Below are 22,924 nucleotides of genomic sequence, written 5' to 3'. Positions count from 1 at the left end.
CTAACTCCTGTCAAAACGGTCAAGGGGATGGCGCGACCGGCAGTCGCTTCTGCTGCAGGCTTTCGCGTTCCATCAGCAGGTAGGTGCCGTAGGCGTTAAGGCGGTTGGCCTGGGCAAACGCGGGGTACTTGTCGAACGCGCTCCAGTCGATCTTACCGTATGCCTCGTCGAACGAGGTCAGTTCGGCTACCGCGTCGCCCATCACGCGGCGCAAAAACGTCAGGTAGTCGCGCGTGAGCGCCATATCCCTGGCCGGTGTGCGCGACAGTTCGCCGTGGCCAGGAATGGCGGCCTGCGGCGCGAGCGCGACCATGCGATCGAGTGCTTCGAGCCAGACGCGGCTGTCGGCCTCGCCCACGAAGGGAATGCGGCCGCTGAAAAACAGGTCGCCCGCGAACAGCACCTGGTCGTTGTCGACGGAGAGCATGATGTCGTCCGGCGCGTGGGCGCCGCTCATGTCGATGATCTTGAAGCGCACGCCGCCCATTTCGAAGGCGATGCTTTTACCGTCGGCAAAACTGAGCCAGCGGTCGGCGCCGGTCAGGCGCGTGGCGTCGTTCACCCAGGGCGCCAGCGCCTCCTTGCGCTGCGCCAGCCGGGTGGCCGCCAGGTCGGAAGCGAGATACTCCCTGCCCCGCTCGTGCGCCCAGATCTGCGCGCCGCGCGCCTTGAAGGCCTGCAAGCCATAGAAATGGTCGGCGTGGAAATGGCTGACGATCACACGCCGCACCGGCTGCGCCGTCACCTTGCGGATCGCCTTGAGCATCGCTTCGCCGAGCGCCGGCGTGCCGAGCGCGTCGAACACCACGACGCCGTCGCGCGTGACCACGAAGCCCGCGTTCGACATGAAGCCCCGGTTGGCTGCCTCGGCCATGCCGGAATGGCCCTGGAAGTAGTACACATGCGCCGACACCTTGACCGGCGTGAGCACCTGGGCTCGCGCAGGCGTGACGGCATGCGCCGCCGGGGTGGCCAGCGCCAGCAGGCAGGCGAGAATCGGGATGGCGAGTTTCATGGCAGTCCTTTCAGAATGTGACTATTGGCCGGCGATCTTGCGCTGCGCCTGCGCCAGCGCCTCGTCGAGGTAAGCGCCATACATGCCGGCCACGTCGCCCCCGACCAGCGCCGGGGCCAGCAGCGCGCCGTCGGCGCCCAGCAACAGCACGGTCGGCGCAATGCGCACCTGGTAGCGGGCGGCCAGCGCGGCGCCACTGCTCGCTTCCTGGTTCGGTCCGGTGAAGGGCCTTGTTGCGGTCAGGCCGACCTCGCGCAGCACCGGGCGCGCTTGCGCCGCGCCCTCGCGCGTGAGCGGCAGCAGGTAATTGCGGCGCACCACGTCGCAATAGCCGCAGCCGGGCAGCGAAAACAGCACCAACAATGGCTGGCCGCGCTGCGCCGCCAGCGCCGCGTCGGCCGACAGGTCGCGTGGCGACGCCAGGGCCGGCGCGCCGGCGGCCAGGGTATCGGTTCCGAGCAGGGCCAGCACCGCCAGCAGGGCCGCCTGGCGCCGCAGCCAGCCGGCCAGCGCGACAATGCGGATCACGGCGCCCCGGCTGCTCATGCGATGATGCCCGGATTGCCCCGCATGCCGATCAGGCGCGGCGTGTTGAGCTTGCGCGGGGTGACGGTTTTCTGCTGGCGCAACCACTGCGCCACCACGTCCCACACCGGCTCGCCCGTGGCGCCCTCGGCCACCGGGGCCCAGCCGGCCACCTTGTAGGCCTTGCCGGCGTCGAGCGGCTTGCCGTGCAGGCGCATGTCGCTGATGCGCGCGCCCATCGCCGCGTTCGGGTCGATGGCGTAGCTCATGCCGCCCACCCGCACCATGTCGCCGCCCTGCTGGTAATACGGGTCGGGATTGAACAGGTTGTCGGCCACGTCTTCCAGGATGGTCTTGATGGTGCTGCCGGTCATCTCGGTCAGGGTGCTGTACGAGTAGGTTGTGGCGGTCTGGTCCATCAGGTGTTCCATCAGGATCGGGCTGTCGGGAAGCAAGGATGTGCCCCAGCGAAAGCCCGGCGAGAAGGCGATGTCGGCGCCCTTGACCTCCATCAGCGCGTCGATGATCAACTGGTCGAAGGTGCCGTTGAAATTGCCGCGCCGGTACAAGGTGCCCTGGGTGACGGCCAGCTTTTCGTTGAGCTTGGCCTCGTAAGGGGCGCGCACCTTCTTGATCAGCGCGGCCATGTCCTTGTCGGCCGGCAGGAAGTTGGAAAACACCGGCAGCAGGCGGTACTGGAAGTTGCGCACCTGGCCGCCGCGTACGTCGAAGTCGAGCACGCCGAGGAACTTGCCGTTGCTGCCGGCGTTGGTCACCAGGGTCTTGCCGCCGCCATTGGCCACGATCACCGGTTGCGGCACGCCGTCGTGCGTGTGGCCGCCCAGGATGGCGTCGATGCCGCGCACGCGCGAGGCCATTTTCAGGTCCACGTCCATGCCGTTGTGGGATAGCACCACCACGACTTTGGCGCCCTTGGCGCGCGCCTCGTCCACCATCTTCTGCATGTTTTCTTCCTGGATGCCGAAACTCCAGTCGGGCGTCAGGTAGCGTGGATTGGCGATCGGCGTGTACGGAAACGCCTGGCCGATAATGGCCACCGGCACGCCGTTCATTTCCTTGATCACGTAGGGGGCGAAGACCGGATCGCCAAAATCGGTGGTGCTGACGTTCTGCGCCACGAAATCGACCTTGCCCTTGAAATCCTTGCCGACGATTTCTTGCACGCGCTTGTCGCCCAAGGTCATTTCCCAGTGCGCGGTCATCACGTCCACACCCAGCAGCAGGCCCGCGTCGACCATGTCCTGGCCCTTTGTCCACAGGGCCGTGCCCGAGCCTTGCCAGGTGTCGCCGCCGTCGAGCAAGAGTGCGCCGGGGCGGCCCGCGCGCATTTGCTTGACCAGGGTGGCCAGGTGCGCAAACCCGCCCACCTTGCCATAGGTGCGCGCGGCCTGCTCGAAATGGAGCGCGGTAAACGCATGCGCCTGCGGCGTGTTCGGTTTGATGTTGACCTGCTTGAGCAGCGCTTCGCCCACCAGGTGCGGCATCTTGCCGGCAGCCTGGCCAATGCCGAGATTGACGCTCGGCTCGCGAAAATGCACCGGGTTCAGTTGCGCGTGGCAATCGGTGAAGTGCAGGAAATGCACATTGCCGAAGCGCGCCAGGTCGTACAGCGCTCCCGGCGAAGGCGCACCCAGCGCCGCTTTCGAGCCCAGCAGCATGCCGCCGGCGGCGGCGATGCCCATCAGTTGCGCAAATTCGCGCCGGTTCATTCCCATGGTGCCTCCTCGGTTACTCGTTGACGGGCGATGCGGGGTCGAGCAGCAGCGCCATCACATCCTTGAGCTGGGCTTCGGTCAGCACGCCGTTGTGGCCGAAGCGCGGCATGTTGGAACAGGCGCTGTAGGCTTGCGCGTTGTACAGCTTGTTCCAGGTGTACTTCAGGATCGCGTCGCTGTTGCCGCGCAGCTTGCCGTACTGGTACAGGGATGGTCCGATATTGCCGAACGAGATTTCTTTCTTGCTGATCTGGTGGCAGGCGTAGCAATTGCCGCCGTTGACCGCGCCGATCGCGTCCGACGATTGCATGCCGCGCCCGTTCTGGGCGATCTTTTCGCCTTCCTTCCAGGCGCCGAGGTACTTGCCGTCGGCCGGCTGCTTCACCGCGGCCAGCTGCGCCGCCTCGATGCGCGCCGCCACCTCGGGCGGACGGGCGCTCGGGTACTGGCTGCACAGTTGCTGGGACTCGTCCTGGGCCGCGACCCGTTCCACCGTGGCCGGCCCGGCCGACTTGAAGTCTTGCCGGATCAGGGCGAGCGCGGCCTGGCGGTAATCGGTATCGGCCGCCACCGTGGCGCAGCCGGCGATGGTGGCGGCGCCGCAGGTCGCCAGGAAGATGCGTGCGATTGATGTCATGTGCTTTCCCCTATCGTTTCAAGGCCGGGCCGGCGTACACGCCGCCGTTCGCGTTTTTTGCCAGGAACATCGTCAGCGCCGTCAGCGCGTCGGAGGCGTACAGCGGCTCCGGGAAGCGCTGCTGGCGGAAGCAGTCGGTCAGGCGGTGCTGCATGGTGCGCACTTCCCCCTGCGACACCCGATACGCCGGCCAGGTCGTGTAGGCGGCCTGGGCATTGATGGGATTGAGGATGTTCGGCAATTCCTGCAAGCGGATGCGTTGCCCGTCCACCGAGTGGCAGGTGGCGCAGGCGAAGTCGTGCGAGCCGCCCCGGTAGAAGAACAACTGCTTGCCGGTGTCGAAGGCGCGCTGCTCCATCGGGTGCGCGGTCGAGACCGCCATCTTCATGCCGCGCGACTCGGCGGTGATGTAGGACACCAATGCTTCGATGTCGGATTTCTTGCCGGCCGCGCCGAACGGCGTCTTGACCGCCTCGGCCGGGGTCAAGCCCTGCAGGGTGACGCGGCAGTGGACCAGGCGCTGTTCCAGGTCCATCACCTTGTTGACGTCCTTGAAGTAGCGCGGCAGTTCGGTGTACGCGCCTTTGAGCACGCCCGCGCCTTTGCCGAAGTCGCATTTCTCCAGCGACACCTTGTTCGGGCCGGTCTTGGTCTTCCACAGTTCTTCGCCGCGCATTTCCCACAGCTCGGCGGGATTGCCGTCGGCCAGCATCTGGCGGTACTTCGCAATCTCGTCGGTGCTGGACGTCTGCGCGAACGCCGCGCCGAACGCGGCCAGCAGTCCTGAAGCGAGCACAACTTTGTGGCGGTGGATCATGGTCGTCTCCTTATTGTTATTGTGCGTGGGGAACTCAGGTGATCGTGCCTTCATCGGTGCGGGTGTCGCCGGCCGTGTCGACCCAGGTCACGCTGACCTTGTCGCCCTTGGCCGCGCCCTTGAACTTGAACGACAGGAAGGGATCTTTCGAAACCGAGGGGCCGAAGCTGGCGTCGAACACGACCTTGTCGCCGACCTTGGCCACCAAGGTCTTGATGAAATGGGCCGGGACCACTTTGCCGGCCGCATCCTTGCGTTGCCCGGTTTCCATGTCGTGCCGCATGAGGATTTTTACTTCAACCAGCTCGCCGGTGGCGCTGGCGCGGATGCGCATTGGATCAGCCATGATGGTTTCCTTTGTCGATGTGGGGAAGAAGCGTGGGCGGCGGCTCAGCCGCCGCAGCCGCCGAGCGTGACTTTGATTTCCTTGGACGCGAGCAGCCATTTGCCGTCGGCGCGCACCAGCGCGTGCACGTTCGAGGTGCCGCCCATCTTCACGCGCGTGGTGACGGCCGGTTCGGTGCCGGGCGGGATGTTGAAGCTGGCCGACAGGGTGTTCGGGTTCTTCTCGACCAGGATCGCCATGAAATCGGTGTTGGGCGCCTTGCTGGCGACCGAGACCGGCACCACGGCGCCGTTTTCGGCGATATCCGGGCCGGTGATGGTGATGTCGGGGCTGACGACGAATTTATCGCCGCCGAGCTCCTTGACCACCGCCTCCAGGCTTTTGGCGTCGAACACTTTCTGGCTCCATTCGGCCGCGAACACATCGGACGGTTTGAGCAGCCCGGCGGCGAAGGCCGCGCCCAGCACCGAGGTAATGCGCATGAGGTTGCGTCGACTTTGATTCATCATCTTCTCCAGTTAGTAAAAGGTAGTGCGTCGCACGCCACCACACCGTCGTTCCCGCGCAGGCGGGGACCCAAGCAGGTAGCGCAGCGGCAGCGCGTCAAACTTGGGCCCCCGCCTGCGCGGGGGCGACGATATTCCGCCGGTGACTTGGCCCCCCCCGCCTGCGCGGGGGCGACGATATCCCGCCGGTGGCGTGGAACAGGATTACGCTTTGAAACAAGACTACCCGATCCGGGTAGTCGCCGGCCACATCCGTTCATTTGGGTGTTGCCAGAATCCAACCGACCATCGTGGCAATATCGGCATCGTTGAGATGACCCTGCGCCGGCATCGGCACCACGCCCCAGGCGCCGGCGCTACCCTGCTTGATCTTGCCGGCCAGGGTCGTCGCGGCATTGCTGTCGCCCTGGTATTTCTCCTGCACCGCCTTGAAACTCGGCCCGACGACCTTGGTGGCGACAGCGTGGCAGGCCAGGCACGCGTTTTGCTGGAGCAGCGCCAGCGCCGCCTGGCCGGGTGCGCCCGCCGCCGCTGCCGGCACCGCCGTCGCCGTGCCTGGCAGGCGGGCCGTCGGCGCGGGCTGTGTTGTATCGACGCCACGGGTGGCGCCGAAGCCGCGTGTCTGCTGGGCCAGGTTGCCGTGCGCATTGCGCGCCCCTTCCGGCAAGGACGAGCGCACGCTACCCTCGACCGGGCAGTTCTTCATGCATGCCACGCTCTTGACGTCCGGCTTGCCTTTGACATCCCACAAGCCGTGGCTGGTGACCATGCCGTGACGGTTCGGCATGCGCTGCTGGGCCTGCGCCATGGTCTGGTCCGACAGCACGAAGTCGTCCGCCACCACCTCGCCCATGTTGAGCATGTAGGCGGAGACCGCATACACCTCGTCGGTGGTGAGCGACTTGGGCGCGGTCCAGGGCATGGCGCGGTTGATGTAGTCCCACAAGGTGGACACGGTCGCCACTTTCATCAGGGTGGTCTTTTGCGGCTGGCGGCCATTGGTGAGCGAGGCCACCCGGCCTTTCGCGGCATCCTCGGCCGTGGTGCCGCCGATCAGCGGCGTAAACACCTCGTTCGACTCGCCGAAGGTGCCGTGGCAGGACGCGCACTTGCCTTCCCAGACCGCCTGCCCGGCTAGCACGCTGCCTGAGCCCTTGGGCAAGCCGGCAAAATCCGGACGCACGTCGATATCCCAGGCGGCCACTTCCTGTGGGGTGGCGCTTCGCCCCGGCTTGCTGGCCGGGGCGGCGCCGGCGCTGGAGAACAGCGCCGCCATGGCCAGCGCGAGCGCCGCTTCAGTCAACCTGGACATTGGACACCTCACCCGATTGCGCAACCTGCCACGACTGGATTGCATTGTTGTGATAAATAGAGCGGGTGCCACGCACCGCGCGCAGTTCATTGATTTTCGGCTGCACGTAGCCGGTCTCGTCAATGGCGCGCGATTGCAGCACGGCCGGCGCACCGTTCCAGTCCCAATCGATATTGAAACGGCTCAGGCATTTCGACAGCAGCGGCGTTTCCAGGCGCGCCGTGCGCCAGTTGCGCCCGCCATCGACCGAGACGTCGACCCGCTTGATCTTGCCGCGCCCGGACCAGGCCAGCCCGGTGATGTTGTAATACCCGGTATCGAGCAGGCGCTGGCCGGCCGAGGGCGTGGTGATCACCGACTTGCATTCCTGGATCGAGGTGTACTGGCGGAAGGTACCGTCCGGCAGCGCATCGATGTAGTGCAGGGACTCGTCCTTGGTGGCGTAGGGCTGGTCGCCCACTTCGATGCGGCGCAGCCATTTGACCCAGGACACGCCCTGCACGCCCGGCACCACCAGGCGCAATGGGTAGCCGTGTTCCGGGCGCAGCATCTCGCCATTCATGGCCCAGGCCACGATGACGTCGTCCAGCGCGCGCTCGAGCGAGATGGTGCGCGTCATCGAAGAGCCGTCGGCGCCCTCGGCCAGCACCACTTTGGCGCGCCGCTTGTCGACGCCACAGTCTTCCAGCAGCACCGAGAGCGGCACGCCGGTGAACTCGCTGCAACTGAGCATGCCGTGCGAATACTGGACCGAGGGCACCGCCACATTGCCCCATTCCATCGCCGTATTCGCGCCGCACTCGATGAAGTGCATGCGCGACACCGACGGCATGCGCATCAGGTCGTCCATGGTGTAGACCTTGGGATTCTTCACCAGGCCATTGATCATGAAACGGTGTTTGGTGGGATCGATATCGTGCCAGCCCTGATGGTGGCGCTCGAAGTGCAGTCCGGACGGCGTGATGATGCCGAACAGCCCCTGCAAGGGCGTGAACGAGACCGAGGCCGCGCCGACCCGGGTCAGCCCGGGCGACTCGCGCCGCTGCAGATTGGCCTCGTACTGCGAAGGCTGGCCGTACGGATTGGTCACGACCGGTTTGCCCAGGGTGCGCGAATGCGCGGGCAGGACCAGGATGTTGGGGTCGCCCGCCCCGCCGTCCTGCGCCAGCGCCGTGCCCGCGCCCATGGCGGCGCCGGCGGCCAGGAAGCTGCGCCGCAGGAAGCCGCGGCGCGCATCGTCGATGCCGGCGCGGTTGATGTCCTCGACCAGCGCGCTGTCGAGAAAATGCTCGGGGGCTGCTTGCACGCGGCCGGTTTTGCGTATCGGAGTCGTCATGACCACCACCTCTCGCTTGCCTGTTGAACATCGCCGCACGCGGCTATCGTTACCACTTACTTATATGACCATATGATCATATAACCAATTGAGCATATTTCACTTTCAACATGAACGGCATCGGCCTTGCTCAGCCGTCCGCGCCCATGAATCCCTGAATCGCGCCCTGCCCCATGCGGCGGCTGCTCTTGACCTTTTCCGCCATCTGGCTGCACACCGTGCGGCACAAGGCAATCGTGTTCTGGTCTTCGATGCGGTAATACACCTGCGCACCCTCCTTGCGGCGCCCCAGGATGCGGGCGCGGTACAGCATGTTGAGCTGGCGCGACACATTCGCCTGCGTGGCGGCGATATCGCCGACAATCGCGCCCACGGTGCGCTCGCCATTGCACAGCGCGTGCAGGATCTTGAGCCGGGTCGGTTCGGACAGCAACGCAAAATAGTTCGATACTTCTTCGAACACTTCGCTCATCTGTTCACTGTCGAGGTCTGGATCCATGCTTTGTTTCAGGTCTAAAGAAATGCCGATATACGCATGTAACCAAATACGCAGGGATTGCACAAGCGATTTCGATGTTGCACTGCGGAAAACAACACTAGTCCAGCATCTGCCGCGCCAGCAGCTGTGCGTGCGGGGTCAGTGCGGCAAAATCGCGTGCGCAGAGGTACAGCTGGCGGGTGGCCCAGGCTTCCGAGAGCGGCACGATGGCGAGGTCGCGGCGCAGCGTCCGGGCCAGCACATCGGACAGGATCGACACGCCGACGCCCGCCTCCACCTGCATCGCGATATGCTCGGGGTTGCGCAACTGAATCCGGTAGTCGAGCTGGCGGCCCAGGCGCGCCGCGCGTTCGGCCAGGTGGATGGTGAGCGCCGTATCGGCCATGCCCACGATGGGCTCGCCCAGGATATCGGCAAAGGCAACCTGCGTTTGCCCGGCGATCCGATGCGAACGGCTGGTAATGACGACCAGCTGGTCGCTGGCGATCAGGTGCGTCTGCAGGGGGCCGAAATCGGTCACGTCCGAGAGGATGCCCAGGTCGGCGCGCCGCTCCACCAGCGCCTGCACGCTGTCCAGGCTGGGACGCTCTTCCAGGTCGATCGACAAGTCGGGATGCGCGGCCAGGAACTGGCACAACTGGGGCGGCAGGAATGCCGCCATTGCCGCCGTGTTCGACAGCAGCCGGATGCGGCCTTTCAGGCCGGTTGCGTACGTGCGCAGCTCGCCGCGCATCTGTTCGACCTGATCGACGATCGAGCGTCCATGCCGGACCAAGGCTTCGCCTGCGGCGGTGGCACGCACCCCGCGTCGATTGCGTTCGAGCAAAGGCGCACCGAGCGCAGCCTCCATCCCGGCAATCCGTTCGCTCACCGACGCCAATGCCAGGTGCATGGCACGCGCACCCTGGGTCAGGCTGCCGCATTCGACGACGCTCAGGAACACGCGGATATCGGTCAGGTCGAAGCGCATGGTTTGTCTCGTGCTTTCGGAATTGCCGAAGTGTAGCACCGGAATTGCCAGATTGCGCAATTGGAGCCGGCCGACTACGATGGCATGCATGAGCCGCACATTGCCGGGCCTCTCACTACGGAGAACATCATGCTCGACGCTTTGTTGGAAACGATTGGAACGCTGGCCGTGCTGGCCAGTATCGCAGCAAAATTCCTGTATGCCCGCGCCGATACCGATGCCGCCGCGGAATCGTCGGCCGTGAACAGCGAAGATTAAGAGCGCCTGACTAAACCTCTCGACGTAACTCCAACAGATGAGTGAGAAGGCAAGCGAAAGAAAGGCTTGGTGGAGGTCGGCTCGCTGTTTTGAGTCGCGGCCGTTCGGCATCGCGCGGCTTTACGAGCTCGTGTTGGTCACTTCCCGATATTTATTTCCAACCAGTAGCCCGTCCAGGGAGCGTCAGAAAAATTGAAGCCTGAGACACCCGACCGCACACATTCCGAAAATTTCGTTTCAGGCGAAACGAGTACCTTCGAAGGCACACCATGTTTTGACAACCTCACCAGCAGCGAGATGCTATTTTCCTTACCTTCCGGGGCAGTTTTCCGACACTCGTTAATGACGGGGGTTAGCTTCGCGCCCCCTTCCGCAGCATTCTTTTGTTCCCAAGCCAAGCCTACTGGTACCCGCGAATCCCTATGCGATTGGGCTCGTAAGCTTTCGAACGAAGGACCGCCGCCAGCAATTGCACCATTGACGTAAATGAGCAGCAGCAGGGGGATTGAGTTTGATACTTTCATCTATTTCTACTATCTCAGGGGTGCAAAGGGGGCCTGGCCGATAATGCGCGGTGACATCTGCTCCACGATTCAAAGTAGCCCGATCTGCCTGAACTGCTTTCGAACAGCCAACGTGCCGCCTACGCAGACGACCAAAAGCAAAGCGCCGGGTATCAGGGAAACTAAAGTCTCCTCAGCCCTCTGAACCGGCCATCCATTAAACGCCATGTGCAATATTGTATATATCCACCATGCGCTAGTGACAACGGCAATTGAATACCAAAGGAAGCTAGCCCAACGACGACGGAAAATTAAGCCGACGCCGCAAACAAGGGGGAATGCAGCGGCGAGAAACCAAGCTGGTGCTGCATACTCAACTGCCCACCAACTCAAGTAGGCAGCAACTAGGATCAACAGAAAAGCAAGAAATTTAACGATCATTGCTACCAAGTCCCAATTTGCTTGTTGAACGGTTCAGTTGACTATCGGATGACCAGTTATGGCCGAAAGCTACCGGTCACAATGGCTCATTGTACGATGGTGTTGCTCTCATGCCAAGTGACCGGCTTGTCAGGCGTTCCAAGTCCTGCTCGACGGCGACTCAGAATTCGCCGCGTGCGCCGCGCTCGAGCATCTTCCAGACGGCGTCGCGCACGCGCTTGACGCGCGGCTTGAGCGCGGGCGGCAGCTTGCGCCCCATGGTGGTGAGCATGTCCATGTTCATGGTGTAGATCCACAGGCCGTCTTCTTTTTCCAGAACGCTGATGCGGCAGGGAAGAAACGCCGCCATGTGCGGGCTGAACTCGACCATCAGGCGCGCGGTCTCGGGGTCGCAATACGAGTACACCTTGAGGAACTTTTGCGGCTGGCCCGAGCGCGCCTGCAATTCCGCCGACAGCGGCAGGCTGCCGACCATCTTCAGGTTTTCTTCCGCCGCCACGCTGGCGAACGCATCTTCGATCTCGGCCACGGTCACACCCGGCTGCACCTTGCGTTCCCAGGTCACGGCGACGGCGATGTCGCCACCGGAGTCGGCCCAGCGGCCCCACACATCGGCGAACACGCCGCCGGCGCCGGATTCGGCCTGCGCCGCCGCGCCCAGCGTGCCGCAGGCGGCCAGCAGCAAGGGCGCAGCCGCCGTCAACAGGCGCAGCGGCAGGGCCGCCGACGTCATTCTCATCGCATCGCCTGGCGCGGCGCGCCTGATTCAGTCGAAACCAATGTCATACTCATCCCAGCCCTGCTCGTTCAATTTGAGCAGGACTTTCTTCTCCACTTTGCCCGCTTCCGCAAGGTTTTCTGCGATCTCGGGGAAGGCCGCCGAAAGTTCCGGCCGCTTGGCCCAGTCGGCCACCTTGTCAATCTTGTACGCATACGTCACGTTCACGAACAGCCACTTGCCCGCCTTTGCAGGCGTGGTCCAGTTGATCACCTTCGTGAGCTTCTTTTGACCGTAGCAAAGGTCGCCTTCAATGACCTTCTTCGAGGTTTTTTTACTGTAATCGTATTTGGTCACTTCCTTTTCGCGGTAGATCTTTTTCCCGGCGTCGGTCAGCACGTAACGCTTGACCACGACTTCCGGCTTGTACGGATTGGTGTCGTTCGGATCGTTTCCGCCAGGCGCCTCGGCCGTCAGTCCGAGCGCTTTCAATGCCTCCATTTTTGGGACCAGCGCGTCGGGGATGACGTCTTTGTTCTCCATGTCGGAGGGCGAAATGGACAGCGGCCACTCGGTCAACTCCAGGCAAAGTTCACCCTTCTTGTCGAGATAGTTCGCAACAGCGAGGCTGATATTCTTGTCGTTTGCCTCGATCTTGTTGTCGCATGCCGTGAGGGAGACAACACCAGCGACGGCCAGAGCCAGGTAGCTTTTCATTGAGTAGGGGTTTCGTCAGGAACGATGATGTGCAAAAGGTCGATCATAGTCGATCAACAATCATAACTCAACGCCATTTCAACAATTGCAACATTTCATACCAGCCAACATGCCGCACATCGCTTAAAATACGCGGACCACCGCTCCCCGGCGCACCATCACTTACAGCACTTCCGAGGTAGTCATTTGAATCAACCGCAGCAGGGGTTTATCCTGACCCGCCACTGGCGCGATACGCCGGCCGGCACCGAGGTCGACTTCTGGCTTGCCACCGACGATGGCCCGCGCCATATCCGTCTCGCCAAACAGCTCTCGGTCGCCTTCATTCCCGAGCAGTGGCGCGTGCAGGTCGAGGCGCTGCTGCAGGGCGAGCGCGGCTGCGAACTGCGCACGCTCGCCCTGCGCGACTTCGGCCAGCGGCCCGTGTTCGGCCTGTACTGCCAGCAGTACCGCCAGTTGACCCGGCAAGCGAAGCGCCTGCGCGAGTACGGCATCGACGTCTACGAGGCCGACATCCGCCCGCCCGAGCGTTACCTGATGGAGCGCTTCATCACCGCGCCGGTGCTGTTCCACGACGCGCCCGACAGCCCGCTCAAGCCGGCGTCCGGCTACCGGCCGCGCCTCAAACTGGTCTCGCTCGACATCGAAACGACCGCGCGCGGCGAACTGTATTCGATCGCGCTCGAAGGCTGCGGCCAGCGCCAGGTGTACATGCTGGGGCCACCCAACGGCCCGGACGCCACGCTCGACTTCGCGCTCGACTACTGCGACAGCCATGCGCAGATGCTCGAACGCCTCAACGCATGGCTGGCCACGCACGACCCGGACGCCATCATCGGCTGGAACGTGGTGCAGTTCGACCTGCGCGTGCTGCAAAAGCATGCCGAGCGCTGCGGCGTGCCGCTGCGCCTGGGACGCGACGGCAGCCCGATGGAGTGGCGCGAGCACGGCTCGCGCCAGCACTTTTTCGCCTGCGCGGCCGGGCGCCTGATCATCGACGGCATCGACGCGCTCAAGTCGGCCACCTGGAGTTTTTCCTCGTACAGCCTCGAAAACGTCAGCCGCACCTTGCTGGGAGAAGGCAAGGCGATCGACAATCCCTACCAGCGCATGGCCGAAATCGAGCGCCGCTTCAACGAAGACAAGCCGGCGCTGGCGCACTACAACCTGAAGGACTGCGAACTGGTCACCCGCATTTTCGACAAGACCGAACTGCTGCCCTTCCTGCTGGAACGCGCCAGCGTGACCGGGCTGGCGGTGGACCGCAGCGGCGGCGGCTCGGTGGCCGCCTTCGAGCACCTGTACCTGCCGCGCATGCACCGCCAGGGTTACGTGGCGCCCAACCAGGGCGATATCGCCGGCGAAAACAGCCCAGGCGGCTACGTCATGGATTCGCGTTCGGGCCTGTACGATTCGGTCATGGTGCTCGATTACAAAAGCCTGTACCCGTCGATCATCCGCACCTTCCTGATCGACCCGGTCGGCCTGGTCGAAGGCTTGCAAGACGATAGCGGCGCCACCGTGCCGGGCTTTCGCGGCGCGCGCTTTTCGCGCGAGAAGCACTGCCTGCCGGCCATCGTCAGCCAGATCGCCGAGGGCCGCGAGGCGGCCAAGCGCGAAAAGAACAAGCCGCTGTCGCAGGCGCTCAAGATCATCATGAATTCCTTCTACGGCGTGCTGGGCGCGGACCACTGCCGCTTCTTCGACCCGCGCCTGGCGTCCTCGATCACCCTGCGCGGGCAAGAGATCATGCACCGCACGCGCGAACTGATCGAGGAACGCGGCCACCAGGTGATCTACGGCGACACCGATTCGACCTTCGTGTGGCTGGGCGGCGCGCACGATGACGCGCAGGCCGGCGAGATCGGGCGCGCGCTGGTCGCCCACGTCAACGCCTGGTGGCGCGAGCACCTGCAACAGGAATTCGGCCTGCCCAGCGCGCTCGAACTGCAATACGAAACCCACTACCGGCGCTTCCTGATGCCGAACATCCGCAATTCGGAAGAAAGCAGCAAGAAGCGCTACGCCGGCCTGACCGGCCAGGCCGACGGCGGCGAAGAGATGGTGTTCAAGGGCCTCGAGGCGGTACGCAGCGACTGGACGCCGCTGGCGCAGCAGTTCCAGCAGGCGCTGTACCTGCGCATCTTCAAGCGCGAACCGTACCGCGAGTACGTGCGCGAATACGTCGAGAGCACCCTGCGCGGCGACTTCGACGAGCTGCTGGTGTACCGCAAGCGCATCCGCCGGCCGCTCGACGAATACCAGGGCGCCGCCCCGCCGCCGGTGCGCGCGGCGCGCCTGGCCGACGACTTCAACCGCCTGCACGGCCGCCCGCTGCAATACCAGCGCGGCGGGCCGATTCGCTATGTGATGACCCTGGCCGGCCCCGAACCGCTGGAAACGCAGCGCTCGCGCATCGATTACGACCACTATGTCACGCGCCAGCTGCAACCGATTGCCGACGCCATCCTGCCCTTCCTGGGCGACGACTTCCACAGCCTGACGACCTTGCAGCGGAACCTGTTCTGACGCCAGACCATGCGCTTCACATAAATTTGCCATATTGACGTTGCTCGGCAATAATATGAATGGGAATCATTATCATTCGTAGGGGCCTCGAAAAACCGTAGCGAGCGGTGCAAGTTTCGTCCGAGAAGCGCAGCCGTACGAAGGTACGGTGAGCATCGCAGGGCGGAAATTGCTCCGCGCAGTAGATTTTTCGAGGTCCCCGTAGTAAATGCACAAGAACAAGGACGTCACATGGCAATGCAACAGAAACGGCTGGCCGTCATCATCGCGCTGGCACTCCCCTATTTGTCCAGCCCTGCCCTCGCGCAGGCCCAGGCCGAACTGAAAGAAATCACCGTCACCGCCACGCGCGACCAGGACGCCGGCTATAACCCGGCCAGTTCGACCAGCGCCACCAAGATCGACGCGCCGCTGCGCGACATTCCGCAAACCGTCAACGTGGTGCCCCTGTCGGTGCTGCGCGACCAGGGCGCGCGCTCGCTGCAGGATGTGCTCAAGGCGGTGCCAGGCATCGGCCTGTCGCACGGCGACGGCCAGCGCGACCAGGTGACGATTCGCGGCTTTACCGCGATTGCCGACCAGTTTGTCGACGGCATGCGCGACGATGCGCTGTACTTCCGCGACCTGTCCAACACCGAGCAGGTGGAAATCATCAAGGGACCGGCCTCGGTGCTGTACGGGCGCGGCTCGTCTGGCGGGCTGATCAACCGGATCAGCAAGAAGCCCGGCATCAACAAGAATGAAGTCAGCGTGCAGGCCGGCAGCTGGAACCAGCGCCGCGCCGAGATCGACGTGGCGCGCGCCAACCCCGACAGCCCGGTGGCATTTCGCGTCACTGGCGCCGTCGAACGCGCCGACAGCTACCGCGACCAGCAGTTCCTCGACCGCGAAGCGTTTGCGCCGTCGGTCTCGCTCAATATCGGTAGCGCCACCAAACTGCTGTTGCAGGCCGAATACCTGAACGACAAGCGCGTGACCGATTTTGGCGTGCCGTCGTACCGTGGCAAGCCCGTCGACGTGCCGGCCGGCACCTACTATGGCGCCGCCAATGCCAAGGCCAACGATTACTCCGAAGCCGAAGTGAAAGCCTTCGGCTTCACCCTGGATCACCGCTTCAACGATGCGTGGACCGTGCGCAATGCCTTCCGCCACTATAACTACACCTTGGACCGCAACAATACACTGGCCGGTTCGGTCGACGAGAAGGCGCTGACGGCCTCGCTCAACCGCAGCAATGTGCTGCGCGACGAGAGCGGCTACTTCAACCAAACCGAGCTCAAGCAAGTGGCCAACCTGGCCGGCATGCGCCACCAGTTGCTGTACGGCGTGGAGATCGGCAAGCAGGAAAAAGACCAGTTGTTCCGCTCCCAGAACAATATCGCCAGGGTCAATCTGTTCAATCCGGTCGCCCCAAGTCTGCCGTTCACGGTCAGCGCCGCGCCGTCGACCGACAACCTGGGCGTGATGAAGGTCGCCAGCGCCTACGTGCAGGATATGGCCACCTTGTCGGCGCAGTGGAAGGCGCTGGCCGGGGTGCGCTTCGACCGCTTCGAGCAGAGCACGCTCGAACGCCGCGCCAGGCAGTCGAACTTGTCCCGGGTGGACCGCGCCTGGAGTCCGCGCGCCGGACTGGTGTACCAGCCGGGTGAGACGCAATCGTACTTCGGCTCGTTCAGCAAGTCGTTCCAGCCGTCCGGCGAATCGTTCGCGCTGGCCGCCAACAATGCCCAGATCGCGCCGGAAGAAACCACCAACAAGGAAGTCGGCGCCAAATTCGACCTGTTCGACGGCAATGCGACCGCCTCGGTGTCGCTGTTTCGCCTCGAGCGCACCAACATCAAGGCCACCGACCCGACCACCAATCGCTTGGTTCCCATCGGCACCCAGCGCAGCGACGGCATCGAGCTGACCTTTGCCGGCAAGCTGGGCGACGGCTGGCAGCTGTGGTCGGGCTATGCCTACCTGGATGCGCGGGCGGTGTCGTCGGTGGCGATGGACGCCGGCCAGCCGGTGCAGGGCAAGCGCCCGACGCTTACGCCGGTGCATAGTGGCAATGTGTGGCTGACCAAGTCGCTCGGCAATGGCTTCGGCGTGGGCGGCGGCGTGAACGCGGTTGGCGAGCGTTTCGCCAATCCGGGCAACACGGTGTCGCTGCCCGGTTACGCAACGTTTGATGCGATGGCGTACTACCGCCAGGGCAAGGTCGATATCCAGGTCAATGCAATGAACCTGGCCGACCGCCACTACATCGTGGCCGGGCACGGCAGCAACGGCAACCTGAACCTGCCGGGGGCGCCGCGCTCGGTGCAGGTGACGGCGCGCTACGCGTTCTGATGAGTGTGGAGCACGGCGCATTGCCGTGACGCTCGACCAATAACCCGCCGCGTGCGGGTTTTTTTGTTCTGGATCATTGGAGATGACTGTCCAGCGGAACTTGGCGCCGTCGAAGTTGTCTGACCATCGTGTGCACCCGTACTCATTTGCGAAAAGCTCTTTACGGCGCCTTGAATCGACAGGAAGGACGATGGATATGAGTGACGAATCACGTAGCCAAGACGGGATGGAAGCACGCGTGGCACATTTGGAGGCGAACGTCGCAGCCATGATGCTTGATGTCTCCGTGATGAAGACCGATGTTGCCGTATTGAGAACCGATGTCGGTGTGATGAAACTGGACGTCGGGGTATTGAAAAGTACTAGCGCCACCAAAGGTGACGTTTCCGAGGCGAAGGCTGCAATAGTTATGTGGGTTACCACTGCGATTTTTCTCTCGCAGCTGATACCCGAACTAATTCGCCTATCCGCAGTTTGCTTTAGCACGCCACGACGCTGAAGTGCTCATATCATCATGAACAGAACGGAGCTGTTCCAACTTTCCTGGAAATGCAATGGATACCGGCAATGAACAGAGCAATCATGGCAACCTTGAATGGCGTGTCGCGCGACTGGAAAATGATGTGGCCGTCATCAAGATCGATGTCGCACTAATCAAGGCCAACGGCGCGACCAAGACGGATCTTAACGAGTTGCGTTTCGAGCTTTCGGCGCAAATCGTCAAAGCGCAGGGCGAGATGGCGGCTCAGATCGTCAAAGTGCAGGGCGAGATGATGGCCCAGATCGAGAAACTGCGTTCCGACACGGTGAGCGCTGTGAATGCGGGACGAACTGCAACCGTTCTGTGGGTCACAAGCGCTGTGATCTTCGCGCAGTTCCTTCCCGCAATCGCACACTTTGTCAAAGAACTTTCCTGACGGCGATCCTTCCCACAGCGTCTATCCGATACTCGACAAGCATATCCAGGATTTCTTGCAACCGCGACGCAATCGATTTACCACAGCCTAGCAAAGAAATATTCCTCACTGACGTAATGATGGCGTATATTCATCATTGGCCGTTTTGCAACGGATAACGCGCTCCCACCCCTCAACGCCAAAGGAATCCCGCATGCGCCCTGCCCTCCCAGCCTGCCTCGCCGTCCTGATCTTGCTGGGAGGCGAAGCCAGCGCCCGCCCCCATCCGCTCGGCATCGCCGCGCCGCCCGGCGAGTCCACCATCGCCTACGACATGAACGCCGCCGGCCAGGTCGCCGCCGTGCTGGAAGATGGCGATGGCAACACGCGCGGGGTGTTGTTCGAAAAAGGCAAGGTCACCGACCTCGGCTCGCGCGGCGGCAAGCACAGCGACGCGCGCGGAATCAACGACCGGGGCCAGGTCATCGGGTCGGTGCGCAACAAAAACGGCACCTGGAACGCCTTCATGTTCCATCGCGACAGCGGCATGCGCGTGATCGGCACCTTGGGCGGCCCCAGCAGTTACGGCATGGGCCTGAACCAGGACGGCGTGGCGGTCGGGTTTGCCGATATCCCCGGCGGCGACTGGCACGCCTTCATCGATGATGGCGGCGGGACCTTGCAGGACCTGGGCACCCTGGGCGGCAAGATCAGCTACGCCAGCGGCATCAACAAGCACCGCCATGTGGTCGGCACCGCCGCCAACGAGCAGGGTTTGCGCCACGCTTTCCTGTACACGCCGGCGCGCGGCATGGTCGACCTGGGCACCCTGGGCGGGCGCCAGAGTTCGGCCATGGCGATCAACGACGCCGGCATGGTGGTCGGCGCCTCCGAAACGCGCGAGCGCCGCTGGCGCGCCTTCACGCACGACGGCAAGCGCATGGTCGACCTGGGCGCGCTGATCGGCAACTACAACAGCTTCGCCACCGACATCAACAACGCCGGCCACGTGGTCGGCACCGTGCTGGTGGGCGCCGAGCGCATGTCCTTCGTCTGGCGCGACAACAAGATGACCGTGCACCGTGGTGGCCAGGGCTTGCACCTGACCAATGCCATCAACGACCGCGAGCTGGTCATCGGCGCCACCTACGACCACGGCATGACCGCCGCCACCATGGCCTCGAGCGCCGCCGCCGTCATCACCCGGGGCGGCAGCGAACTGCTGACCCTGATCGCCGCCGTGCTCACCATGGCTGGCCTTGGGGTGCTGTTCAAGTTGCGCAGCCGGGGCATCGAGATCGACGGCCACGGCTGACGTAAGGGAAAGCCACAGGCGCGCGCTGCCATTACTGCGTGGTATGCTGCCCGATCTGCGGCGCTTGGGCCGCGTCAACGATAAAGGTAGCTATGCGGTTCAGTTCAAGATTGGTGTTGCGGGCGAGCGTGCTCGCTTGTATGGTTGGCGGCGCGGCGCAGGCGCAGGACGTGATCCGGATCGGGCACGTGGCGGCCACGTCCGGCGCCATCGCCCATCTCGGCAAGGACAATGAAAACGGCGCGCGCATGGCGGTCGATGAGCTCAACGCCAAGGGCGTCGTCATCGGCGGCAAGCGCTACCGCGTGGAACTGCTGGCCGAGGACGACGCCGGCGATCCCAAGCAAGGCACGACCGTGGCGCAAAAACTGGTCGACGCCAAGGTGCGCGGCGTAATCGGGCACCAGAACTCGGGCACCACCATCCCCGCCTCGAAAATCTATTACGACGCCGGCATCCCGCAAATTTCGCCGGCAGCCAGCAACCCCAAATACACGCGCCAGGGATTCAACACGGCGTTTCGCAATATCGCCAATGACGAGCAACTCGGCGCCGCCCTCGCCCGCTACGCGGTGCAGGACGGCAAGGCAAAGCAAATCGCCGTGATCGACGACCGCACCGCCTACGGCAAGGGCCTGGCGGACGAGTTCGTTAAGAACGTCAAGAAGTCCGGCGCCGCCCGCATCGTCGCCCAGCAATTTACGACCGACAAAGCGACCGACTTCAACGCCATCCTCACCGCGATCAAGGCCACCAAGCCGGACCTGATTTTCTTTGGCGGCATGGATGCCGTGGCCGGGCCGATGCTGCGCCAGATGAAGCAGCTCGGCATGCCGGTGCGCTTCATGGGCGGCGACGGCATGTGTTCCGATTCGGTGCCAAGGCTGGCTGGCGACGGCATGGCCGACGGCCAGGTCATCTGCGCCGAAGCGGGCGGGGTCGAGCCGCAGCAGCAAAAAGGCCTGGACGATTTCCGCGCGGCCTACCGCCGCCGCTTCGGCGTCGAGGTGATGACCTATGCGCCGTACGCTTACGACGCCATGCTGGCCATGGTGGCCGCCATGCAAAAAGCCGGCTCGCCGGACCCGGCGGTGTACCTGCCGGCCTTGGCCAAGGGCAGCTACCAGGGCATTACCGGCGTGGTCGCCTTCGACGCGCGCGGCGACGTCAAGGATGGCAAGCTGACCTTGTACACCTTCAAGGGCGGCAAGCGCCAGCGCGTCGCTGTCATCAAGTAAGTCCAGCTCGCCCCGAGCGAGCCCGGAAGCGGCCTTCAGCGCCGCCTCCGGGCCACCCAACACCTTCCCCGCTTGCCTTCATCTTTCCCGCCGCGCGCCGCCGATCGACCTTCCCTTGTCGTGCGCCTTGATAACGGGCGGCATCAAGCATTGCCGGAGGTAATAAGTTGGTATTAATAATTTTCAATTTGGTATGCATACTTTGGATTAGTGGTGTTATATTGGTATTTGTTTATTGCACATAAAACATCTTCAAGCCGCCTGACATCTCGACAAGGAGTTCCAAATTGAACAAGACACTCATCCATAGCCTCATCGTCAGCCTGCTGGGCGGCTCGCTCGCCGCTTGCGGCGGCGCCGGCACGAACCAGTCCACCGGCACGCAGTCATCCCAGAGCAAGATGCTGGCGGCAACGTCGGTGTGCTTCGCCGAATGGAACAGCGCAAGCGTGTATGAAGGCGGCAAATCGGCCAGTGTCGCGGGCGTCAATTACACGGCGGCGTACTGGACCCAAGGCGCCAATCCGTCGACCAATAACGGCGCGGCCGGGACCGGCAAACCATGGACCGTGAGCGGCGCATGTGGCGCCAATCCGACACCAACACCGACACCAACGCCGACCCCGACACCAACCCCAACCCCGACGCCGACGCCGACGCCGGTTCCAACGCCGACGCCGGTTCCAACGCCGACGCCGACGCCCGCGCCAACCCCGGCCGCCTGCGCGCTGTGGGCGGAAGGAAATTCGTACACCGCCGGCCAGGTGGTCAGCTATCTCGGCCTGTCGTACAAGGCGCTGGTGACGCATACGGCGTACGTTGGCACCAACTGGAATCCAAAGGATTCGCCAACGCTGTGGAGCGCCGGCGGCAGCTGCGCGACCCCGACGCCGACCCCGACGCCGACTCCGACACCGACACCAACACCAACGCCGACACCGACGCCCACCCCAAGCGGGCTGGCAAAACACGCGCTGGTCGGCTACTGGCACAATTTCGCCAACCCGAGCGGCAATACCTTCCCGATCAGCCAGGTCAGCAACGACTGGGACGTGATCGTGGTGTCCTTCGCCGATAACGCCGGCAACGGCAACGTCAGCTTCACGGTCGACCCGAGCGCCGGCAGCGAAGCGCAGTTCATCGCGGACATCAAGGCCAAAAAAGCCCAGGGCAAGAAGGTGATCCTCTCGCTGGGCGGGCAGAATGGTTCGGTCTCGGTTGGCTCGACCGCCGAAGCGACCAATTTCACCAATTCGCTGCACGCGATCATCGTCAAGTATGGTTTCGACGGCATCGACCTCGACCTGGAAAACGGCGTCTCCCAGGGCGCGGCGATCCAGACCTACCTGCCGATCGCGGTCAAGAACCTGAAGGCCAAGGTGGGCCCGGGCTTCTACCTGTCGATGGCGCCGGAATGGGTGTATGTGGAAGGCGGCTTTACCAGCTACGGTTCGATCTGGGGCGCGTACATCCCGATCATCAACGCGCTGCGCAATGAACTGACGGTGCTCCATCCGCAGTATTACAACAACGGCGACATCTACACGCCGTATGCGAGCGGAGCGATCAAGGCCGGATCGACCGACCAGCTGGTGGCCACGGCCAGGATGCTGATCGAAGGCTTTACTTACGGCGGCAATACCTTTGCCGGCTTGCGTCCGGACCAGGTGGGCTTTGGCGTGCCGTCCGGCAGAAGTTCGGCCGGGTCGGGCTTTACCACCACGACCGACGTCAACAACGCGCTCAACTGCCTGACCCGCCTGCTCAACTGCGGCACTATCAAGCCGCTCAAGGCGTATCCGGACTTCCGTGGCGTGATGACCTGGTCGATCAACTGGGACAGGTACGACGGCTATAACTTCTCGGCGCCGGTCAAGGCAACGCTGAAAACGCTGCCGTAAGCCCAGTCCTGAAGGGGCGCGCCACGGCCCCTTCAGGTTGCATCACTTCGCCAGCGGCGGCGGCTGCTGGACCACCACGTCGCGCTCCTCGATCAGCTTGCGCTTGAGATTGGCCCTGACCTTCTCGTAGCTCGCCGTTGCGACCGGGCGCGTCTCTTCGATGTCGATCACATGCCAGCGGCCATTTTTCGCGCGCACCGGCTGCTGCAGCAATCCCGGCTCGCCCTGTGCCTCGATGGCCTCGGCAATATCCTTTTCCATCTCCCCCACGCGCATCCAGCCGAGCTGGCCCGCACGCTTGATCACTTCCGGCAGTTTGGTACGCTTGCGGATGTAGTCGACGAATTCAAACGGCATACCGGCTGGACCTCGTTC

General features: G+C 63.6%; 23 protein-coding genes. 8 read left to right on the top strand and 15 right to left on the bottom strand.

Annotated elements, in window-relative coordinates; genetic code table 11:
* Nucleotides 1–19 precede the first annotated feature (19 nt).
* The 11 genes from F0185_RS08055 to F0185_RS08005 all read right to left on the bottom strand — a co-directional run bounded on the left by F0185_RS08055 (nucleotide 20) and on the right by F0185_RS08005 (nucleotide 9,699).
* The gene (locus tag F0185_RS08055) at nucleotides 20–1,015 is read right to left on the bottom strand and encodes an MBL fold metallo-hydrolase (protein WP_167223255.1); all 996 of its coding nucleotides are present in this window, start codon (nucleotides 1,013–1,015) and stop codon (nucleotides 20–22) included.
* Nucleotides 1,016–1,036: 21 nt separating this feature from the next.
* On the bottom strand, nucleotides 1,037–1,561 hold the full coding sequence (locus tag F0185_RS08050) for a thioredoxin fold domain-containing protein (protein ID WP_167223253.1): 525 nt from the start codon (nucleotides 1,559–1,561) through the stop codon (nucleotides 1,037–1,039).
* On the bottom strand, nucleotides 1,558–3,270 hold the full coding sequence (gene soxB / locus F0185_RS08045) for a thiosulfohydrolase SoxB (protein WP_167223441.1): 1,713 nt from the start codon (nucleotides 3,268–3,270) through the stop codon (nucleotides 1,558–1,560). Before soxB ends, F0185_RS08050 begins: the two co-directional genes overlap by 4 nt.
* A 19-nt stretch (nucleotides 3,271–3,289) precedes the next feature.
* A complete protein-coding gene (gene soxX / locus F0185_RS08040; protein WP_167223251.1) occupies nucleotides 3,290–3,913 on the bottom strand; it encodes a sulfur oxidation c-type cytochrome SoxX in 624 nt (207 codons plus the stop codon).
* A 10-nt stretch (nucleotides 3,914–3,923) separates the two neighbouring features.
* Nucleotides 3,924–4,730, bottom strand: a complete 807-nt coding sequence (gene soxA / locus F0185_RS08035; RefSeq protein ID WP_167223249.1) for a sulfur oxidation c-type cytochrome SoxA — start codon at nucleotides 4,728–4,730, stop codon at nucleotides 3,924–3,926.
* Between the two features lie 34 nt (nucleotides 4,731–4,764).
* On the bottom strand, nucleotides 4,765–5,076 hold the full coding sequence (gene soxZ, locus F0185_RS08030; RefSeq protein WP_166884464.1) for a thiosulfate oxidation carrier complex protein SoxZ: 312 nt from the start codon (nucleotides 5,074–5,076) through the stop codon (nucleotides 4,765–4,767).
* A 44-nt stretch (nucleotides 5,077–5,120) separates the two neighbouring features.
* The gene (gene soxY, locus F0185_RS08025) at nucleotides 5,121–5,582 is read right to left on the bottom strand and encodes a thiosulfate oxidation carrier protein SoxY (protein ID WP_167223247.1); all 462 of its coding nucleotides are present in this window, start codon (nucleotides 5,580–5,582) and stop codon (nucleotides 5,121–5,123) included.
* 256 nt (nucleotides 5,583–5,838) lie between these two features.
* Nucleotides 5,839–6,894, bottom strand: coding sequence for a c-type cytochrome (locus F0185_RS08020; protein WP_167223245.1), 1,056 nt, complete (start codon nucleotides 6,892–6,894; stop codon nucleotides 5,839–5,841).
* Complete coding sequence (soxC, locus tag F0185_RS08015; RefSeq protein ID WP_167223243.1) at nucleotides 6,878–8,230, bottom strand: sulfite dehydrogenase; 1,353 nt, start codon at nucleotides 8,228–8,230, stop codon at nucleotides 6,878–6,880. The genes F0185_RS08020 and soxC overlap by 17 nt, the downstream gene beginning before the upstream one ends.
* Nucleotides 8,231–8,360: 130 nt before the next feature.
* Nucleotides 8,361–8,729: an ArsR/SmtB family transcription factor gene (locus F0185_RS08010; protein ID WP_229476822.1), complete on the bottom strand. Its 369-nt coding sequence runs from the start codon at nucleotides 8,727–8,729 to the stop codon at nucleotides 8,361–8,363.
* 97 nt (nucleotides 8,730–8,826) lie between these two features.
* Nucleotides 8,827–9,699, bottom strand: a complete 873-nt coding sequence (locus tag F0185_RS08005) for a LysR family transcriptional regulator (protein ID WP_167223241.1) — start codon at nucleotides 9,697–9,699, stop codon at nucleotides 8,827–8,829.
* 129 nt (nucleotides 9,700–9,828) lie between these two features.
* On the opposite strand from F0185_RS08005, the gene F0185_RS35160 reads away from it, so the two are divergent.
* The gene (locus F0185_RS35160) at nucleotides 9,829–9,957 is read left to right on the top strand and encodes a hypothetical protein (protein ID WP_267875996.1); all 129 of its coding nucleotides are present in this window, start codon (nucleotides 9,829–9,831) and stop codon (nucleotides 9,955–9,957) included.
* Between the two features lie 137 nt (nucleotides 9,958–10,094).
* On the opposite strand, the gene F0185_RS08000 is transcribed toward F0185_RS35160, so the two are convergent.
* The 3 genes from F0185_RS08000 to F0185_RS07990 form a co-directional block, all read right to left on the bottom strand.
* On the bottom strand, nucleotides 10,095–10,481 hold the full coding sequence (locus F0185_RS08000; RefSeq protein WP_167223239.1) for a hypothetical protein: 387 nt from the start codon (nucleotides 10,479–10,481) through the stop codon (nucleotides 10,095–10,097).
* 580 nt (nucleotides 10,482–11,061) lie between these two features.
* Nucleotides 11,062–11,640, bottom strand: a complete 579-nt coding sequence (locus tag F0185_RS07995) for a DUF302 domain-containing protein (protein ID WP_229476817.1) — start codon at nucleotides 11,638–11,640, stop codon at nucleotides 11,062–11,064.
* 27 nt (nucleotides 11,641–11,667) lie between these two features.
* Nucleotides 11,668–12,336 (bottom strand): SEN1982 family lipoprotein, encoded by a 669-nt coding sequence (locus F0185_RS07990; protein WP_167223237.1) that lies wholly within the window; start codon nucleotides 12,334–12,336, stop codon nucleotides 11,668–11,670.
* Nucleotides 12,337–12,522: 186 nt separating this feature from the next.
* Between F0185_RS07990 and F0185_RS07985 the strand changes: the two genes are divergently transcribed.
* From F0185_RS07985 to F0185_RS34735, 7 genes are all read left to right on the top strand, one after another.
* Nucleotides 12,523–14,865 (top strand): DNA polymerase II, encoded by a 2,343-nt coding sequence (locus tag F0185_RS07985; RefSeq protein ID WP_167223235.1) that lies wholly within the window; start codon nucleotides 12,523–12,525, stop codon nucleotides 14,863–14,865.
* A 231-nt stretch (nucleotides 14,866–15,096) separates the two neighbouring features.
* Nucleotides 15,097–17,199: a TonB-dependent receptor gene (locus tag F0185_RS07980; RefSeq protein WP_167223233.1), complete on the top strand. Its 2,103-nt coding sequence runs from the start codon at nucleotides 15,097–15,099 to the stop codon at nucleotides 17,197–17,199.
* A 190-nt stretch (nucleotides 17,200–17,389) separates the two neighbouring features.
* Nucleotides 17,390–17,698: a hypothetical protein gene (locus F0185_RS07975; protein WP_167223231.1), complete on the top strand. Its 309-nt coding sequence runs from the start codon at nucleotides 17,390–17,392 to the stop codon at nucleotides 17,696–17,698.
* Between the two features lie 55 nt (nucleotides 17,699–17,753).
* Nucleotides 17,754–18,116, top strand: a complete 363-nt coding sequence (locus F0185_RS07970; protein WP_167223229.1) for a hypothetical protein — start codon at nucleotides 17,754–17,756, stop codon at nucleotides 18,114–18,116.
* Between the two features lie 193 nt (nucleotides 18,117–18,309).
* A complete protein-coding gene (locus F0185_RS07965) occupies nucleotides 18,310–19,410 on the top strand; it encodes an HAF repeat-containing protein (RefSeq protein WP_167223227.1) in 1,101 nt (366 codons plus the stop codon).
* A gap of 92 nt (nucleotides 19,411–19,502) precedes the next feature.
* The gene (locus F0185_RS07960; protein WP_166884440.1) at nucleotides 19,503–20,648 is read left to right on the top strand and encodes a branched-chain amino acid ABC transporter substrate-binding protein; all 1,146 of its coding nucleotides are present in this window, start codon (nucleotides 19,503–19,505) and stop codon (nucleotides 20,646–20,648) included.
* Nucleotides 20,649–20,935: 287 nt separating this feature from the next.
* Nucleotides 20,936–22,549 (top strand): chitinase, encoded by a 1,614-nt coding sequence (locus F0185_RS34735; RefSeq protein WP_229476815.1) that lies wholly within the window; start codon nucleotides 20,936–20,938, stop codon nucleotides 22,547–22,549.
* Between the two features lie 42 nt (nucleotides 22,550–22,591).
* Here F0185_RS34735 and F0185_RS07945 read toward each other — a convergent pair whose 3' ends face one another.
* Nucleotides 22,592–22,906, bottom strand: a complete 315-nt coding sequence (locus F0185_RS07945; RefSeq protein ID WP_166884437.1) for a peptidylprolyl isomerase — start codon at nucleotides 22,904–22,906, stop codon at nucleotides 22,592–22,594.
* Nucleotides 22,907–22,924 lie beyond the last annotated feature (18 nt).

This window comes from Massilia rubra, assembly GCF_011682065.1.
Taxonomy (GTDB): Bacteria; Pseudomonadota; Gammaproteobacteria; order Burkholderiales; family Burkholderiaceae_D; genus Telluria_A; species Telluria_A rubra.
This window is presented reverse-complemented; position numbering and strand designations above follow the sequence as displayed.

Bases quoted from the DNA above. Each gene is read 5' to 3' on its own strand.
- F0185_RS08055 (WP_167223255.1), bottom strand. From the start codon at position 1,015: ATGAAACTCGCCATCCCGATTCTCGCCTGCCTGCTGGCGCTGGCCACC.
- F0185_RS08000 (WP_167223239.1), bottom strand. From the start codon at position 10,481: ATGAAAGTATCAAACTCAATCCCCCTGCTGCTGCTCATTTACGTCAAT.
- soxZ (WP_166884464.1), bottom strand. From the start codon at position 5,076: ATGGCTGATCCAATGCGCATCCGCGCCAGCGCCACCGGCGAGCTGGTT.
- soxY (WP_167223247.1), bottom strand. From the start codon at position 5,582: ATGAATCAAAGTCGACGCAACCTCATGCGCATTACCTCGGTGCTGGGC.
- F0185_RS35160 (WP_267875996.1), top strand. From the start codon at position 9,829: ATGCTCGACGCTTTGTTGGAAACGATTGGAACGCTGGCCGTGCTGGCC.
- F0185_RS08005 (WP_167223241.1), bottom strand. From the start codon at position 9,699: ATGCGCTTCGACCTGACCGATATCCGCGTGTTCCTGAGCGTCGTCGAA.
- F0185_RS08020 (WP_167223245.1), bottom strand. From the start codon at position 6,894: ATGTCCAGGTTGACTGAAGCGGCGCTCGCGCTGGCCATGGCGGCGCTG.
- F0185_RS08050 (WP_167223253.1), bottom strand. From the start codon at position 1,561: ATGAGCAGCCGGGGCGCCGTGATCCGCATTGTCGCGCTGGCCGGCTGG.
- soxA (WP_167223249.1), bottom strand. From the start codon at position 4,730: ATGATCCACCGCCACAAAGTTGTGCTCGCTTCAGGACTGCTGGCCGCG.
- F0185_RS07945 (WP_166884437.1), bottom strand. From the start codon at position 22,906: ATGCCGTTTGAATTCGTCGACTACATCCGCAAGCGTACCAAACTGCCG.
- F0185_RS07965 (WP_167223227.1), top strand. From the start codon at position 18,310: ATGCGCCCTGCCCTCCCAGCCTGCCTCGCCGTCCTGATCTTGCTGGGA.
- F0185_RS07975 (WP_167223231.1), top strand. From the start codon at position 17,390: ATGGATATGAGTGACGAATCACGTAGCCAAGACGGGATGGAAGCACGC.
- soxC (WP_167223243.1), bottom strand. From the start codon at position 8,230: ATGACGACTCCGATACGCAAAACCGGCCGCGTGCAAGCAGCCCCCGAG.
- F0185_RS07960 (WP_166884440.1), top strand. From the start codon at position 19,503: ATGCGGTTCAGTTCAAGATTGGTGTTGCGGGCGAGCGTGCTCGCTTGT.
- F0185_RS07995 (WP_229476817.1), bottom strand. From the start codon at position 11,640: ATGAGAATGACGTCGGCGGCCCTGCCGCTGCGCCTGTTGACGGCGGCT.
- soxB (WP_167223441.1), bottom strand. From the start codon at position 3,270: ATGAACCGGCGCGAATTTGCGCAACTGATGGGCATCGCCGCCGCCGGC.
- F0185_RS07970 (WP_167223229.1), top strand. From the start codon at position 17,754: ATGGATACCGGCAATGAACAGAGCAATCATGGCAACCTTGAATGGCGT.
- F0185_RS07980 (WP_167223233.1), top strand. From the start codon at position 15,097: ATGGCAATGCAACAGAAACGGCTGGCCGTCATCATCGCGCTGGCACTC.
- F0185_RS07990 (WP_167223237.1), bottom strand. From the start codon at position 12,336: ATGAAAAGCTACCTGGCTCTGGCCGTCGCTGGTGTTGTCTCCCTCACG.
- F0185_RS08010 (WP_229476822.1), bottom strand. From the start codon at position 8,729: ATGGATCCAGACCTCGACAGTGAACAGATGAGCGAAGTGTTCGAAGAA.
- soxX (WP_167223251.1), bottom strand. From the start codon at position 3,913: ATGACATCAATCGCACGCATCTTCCTGGCGACCTGCGGCGCCGCCACC.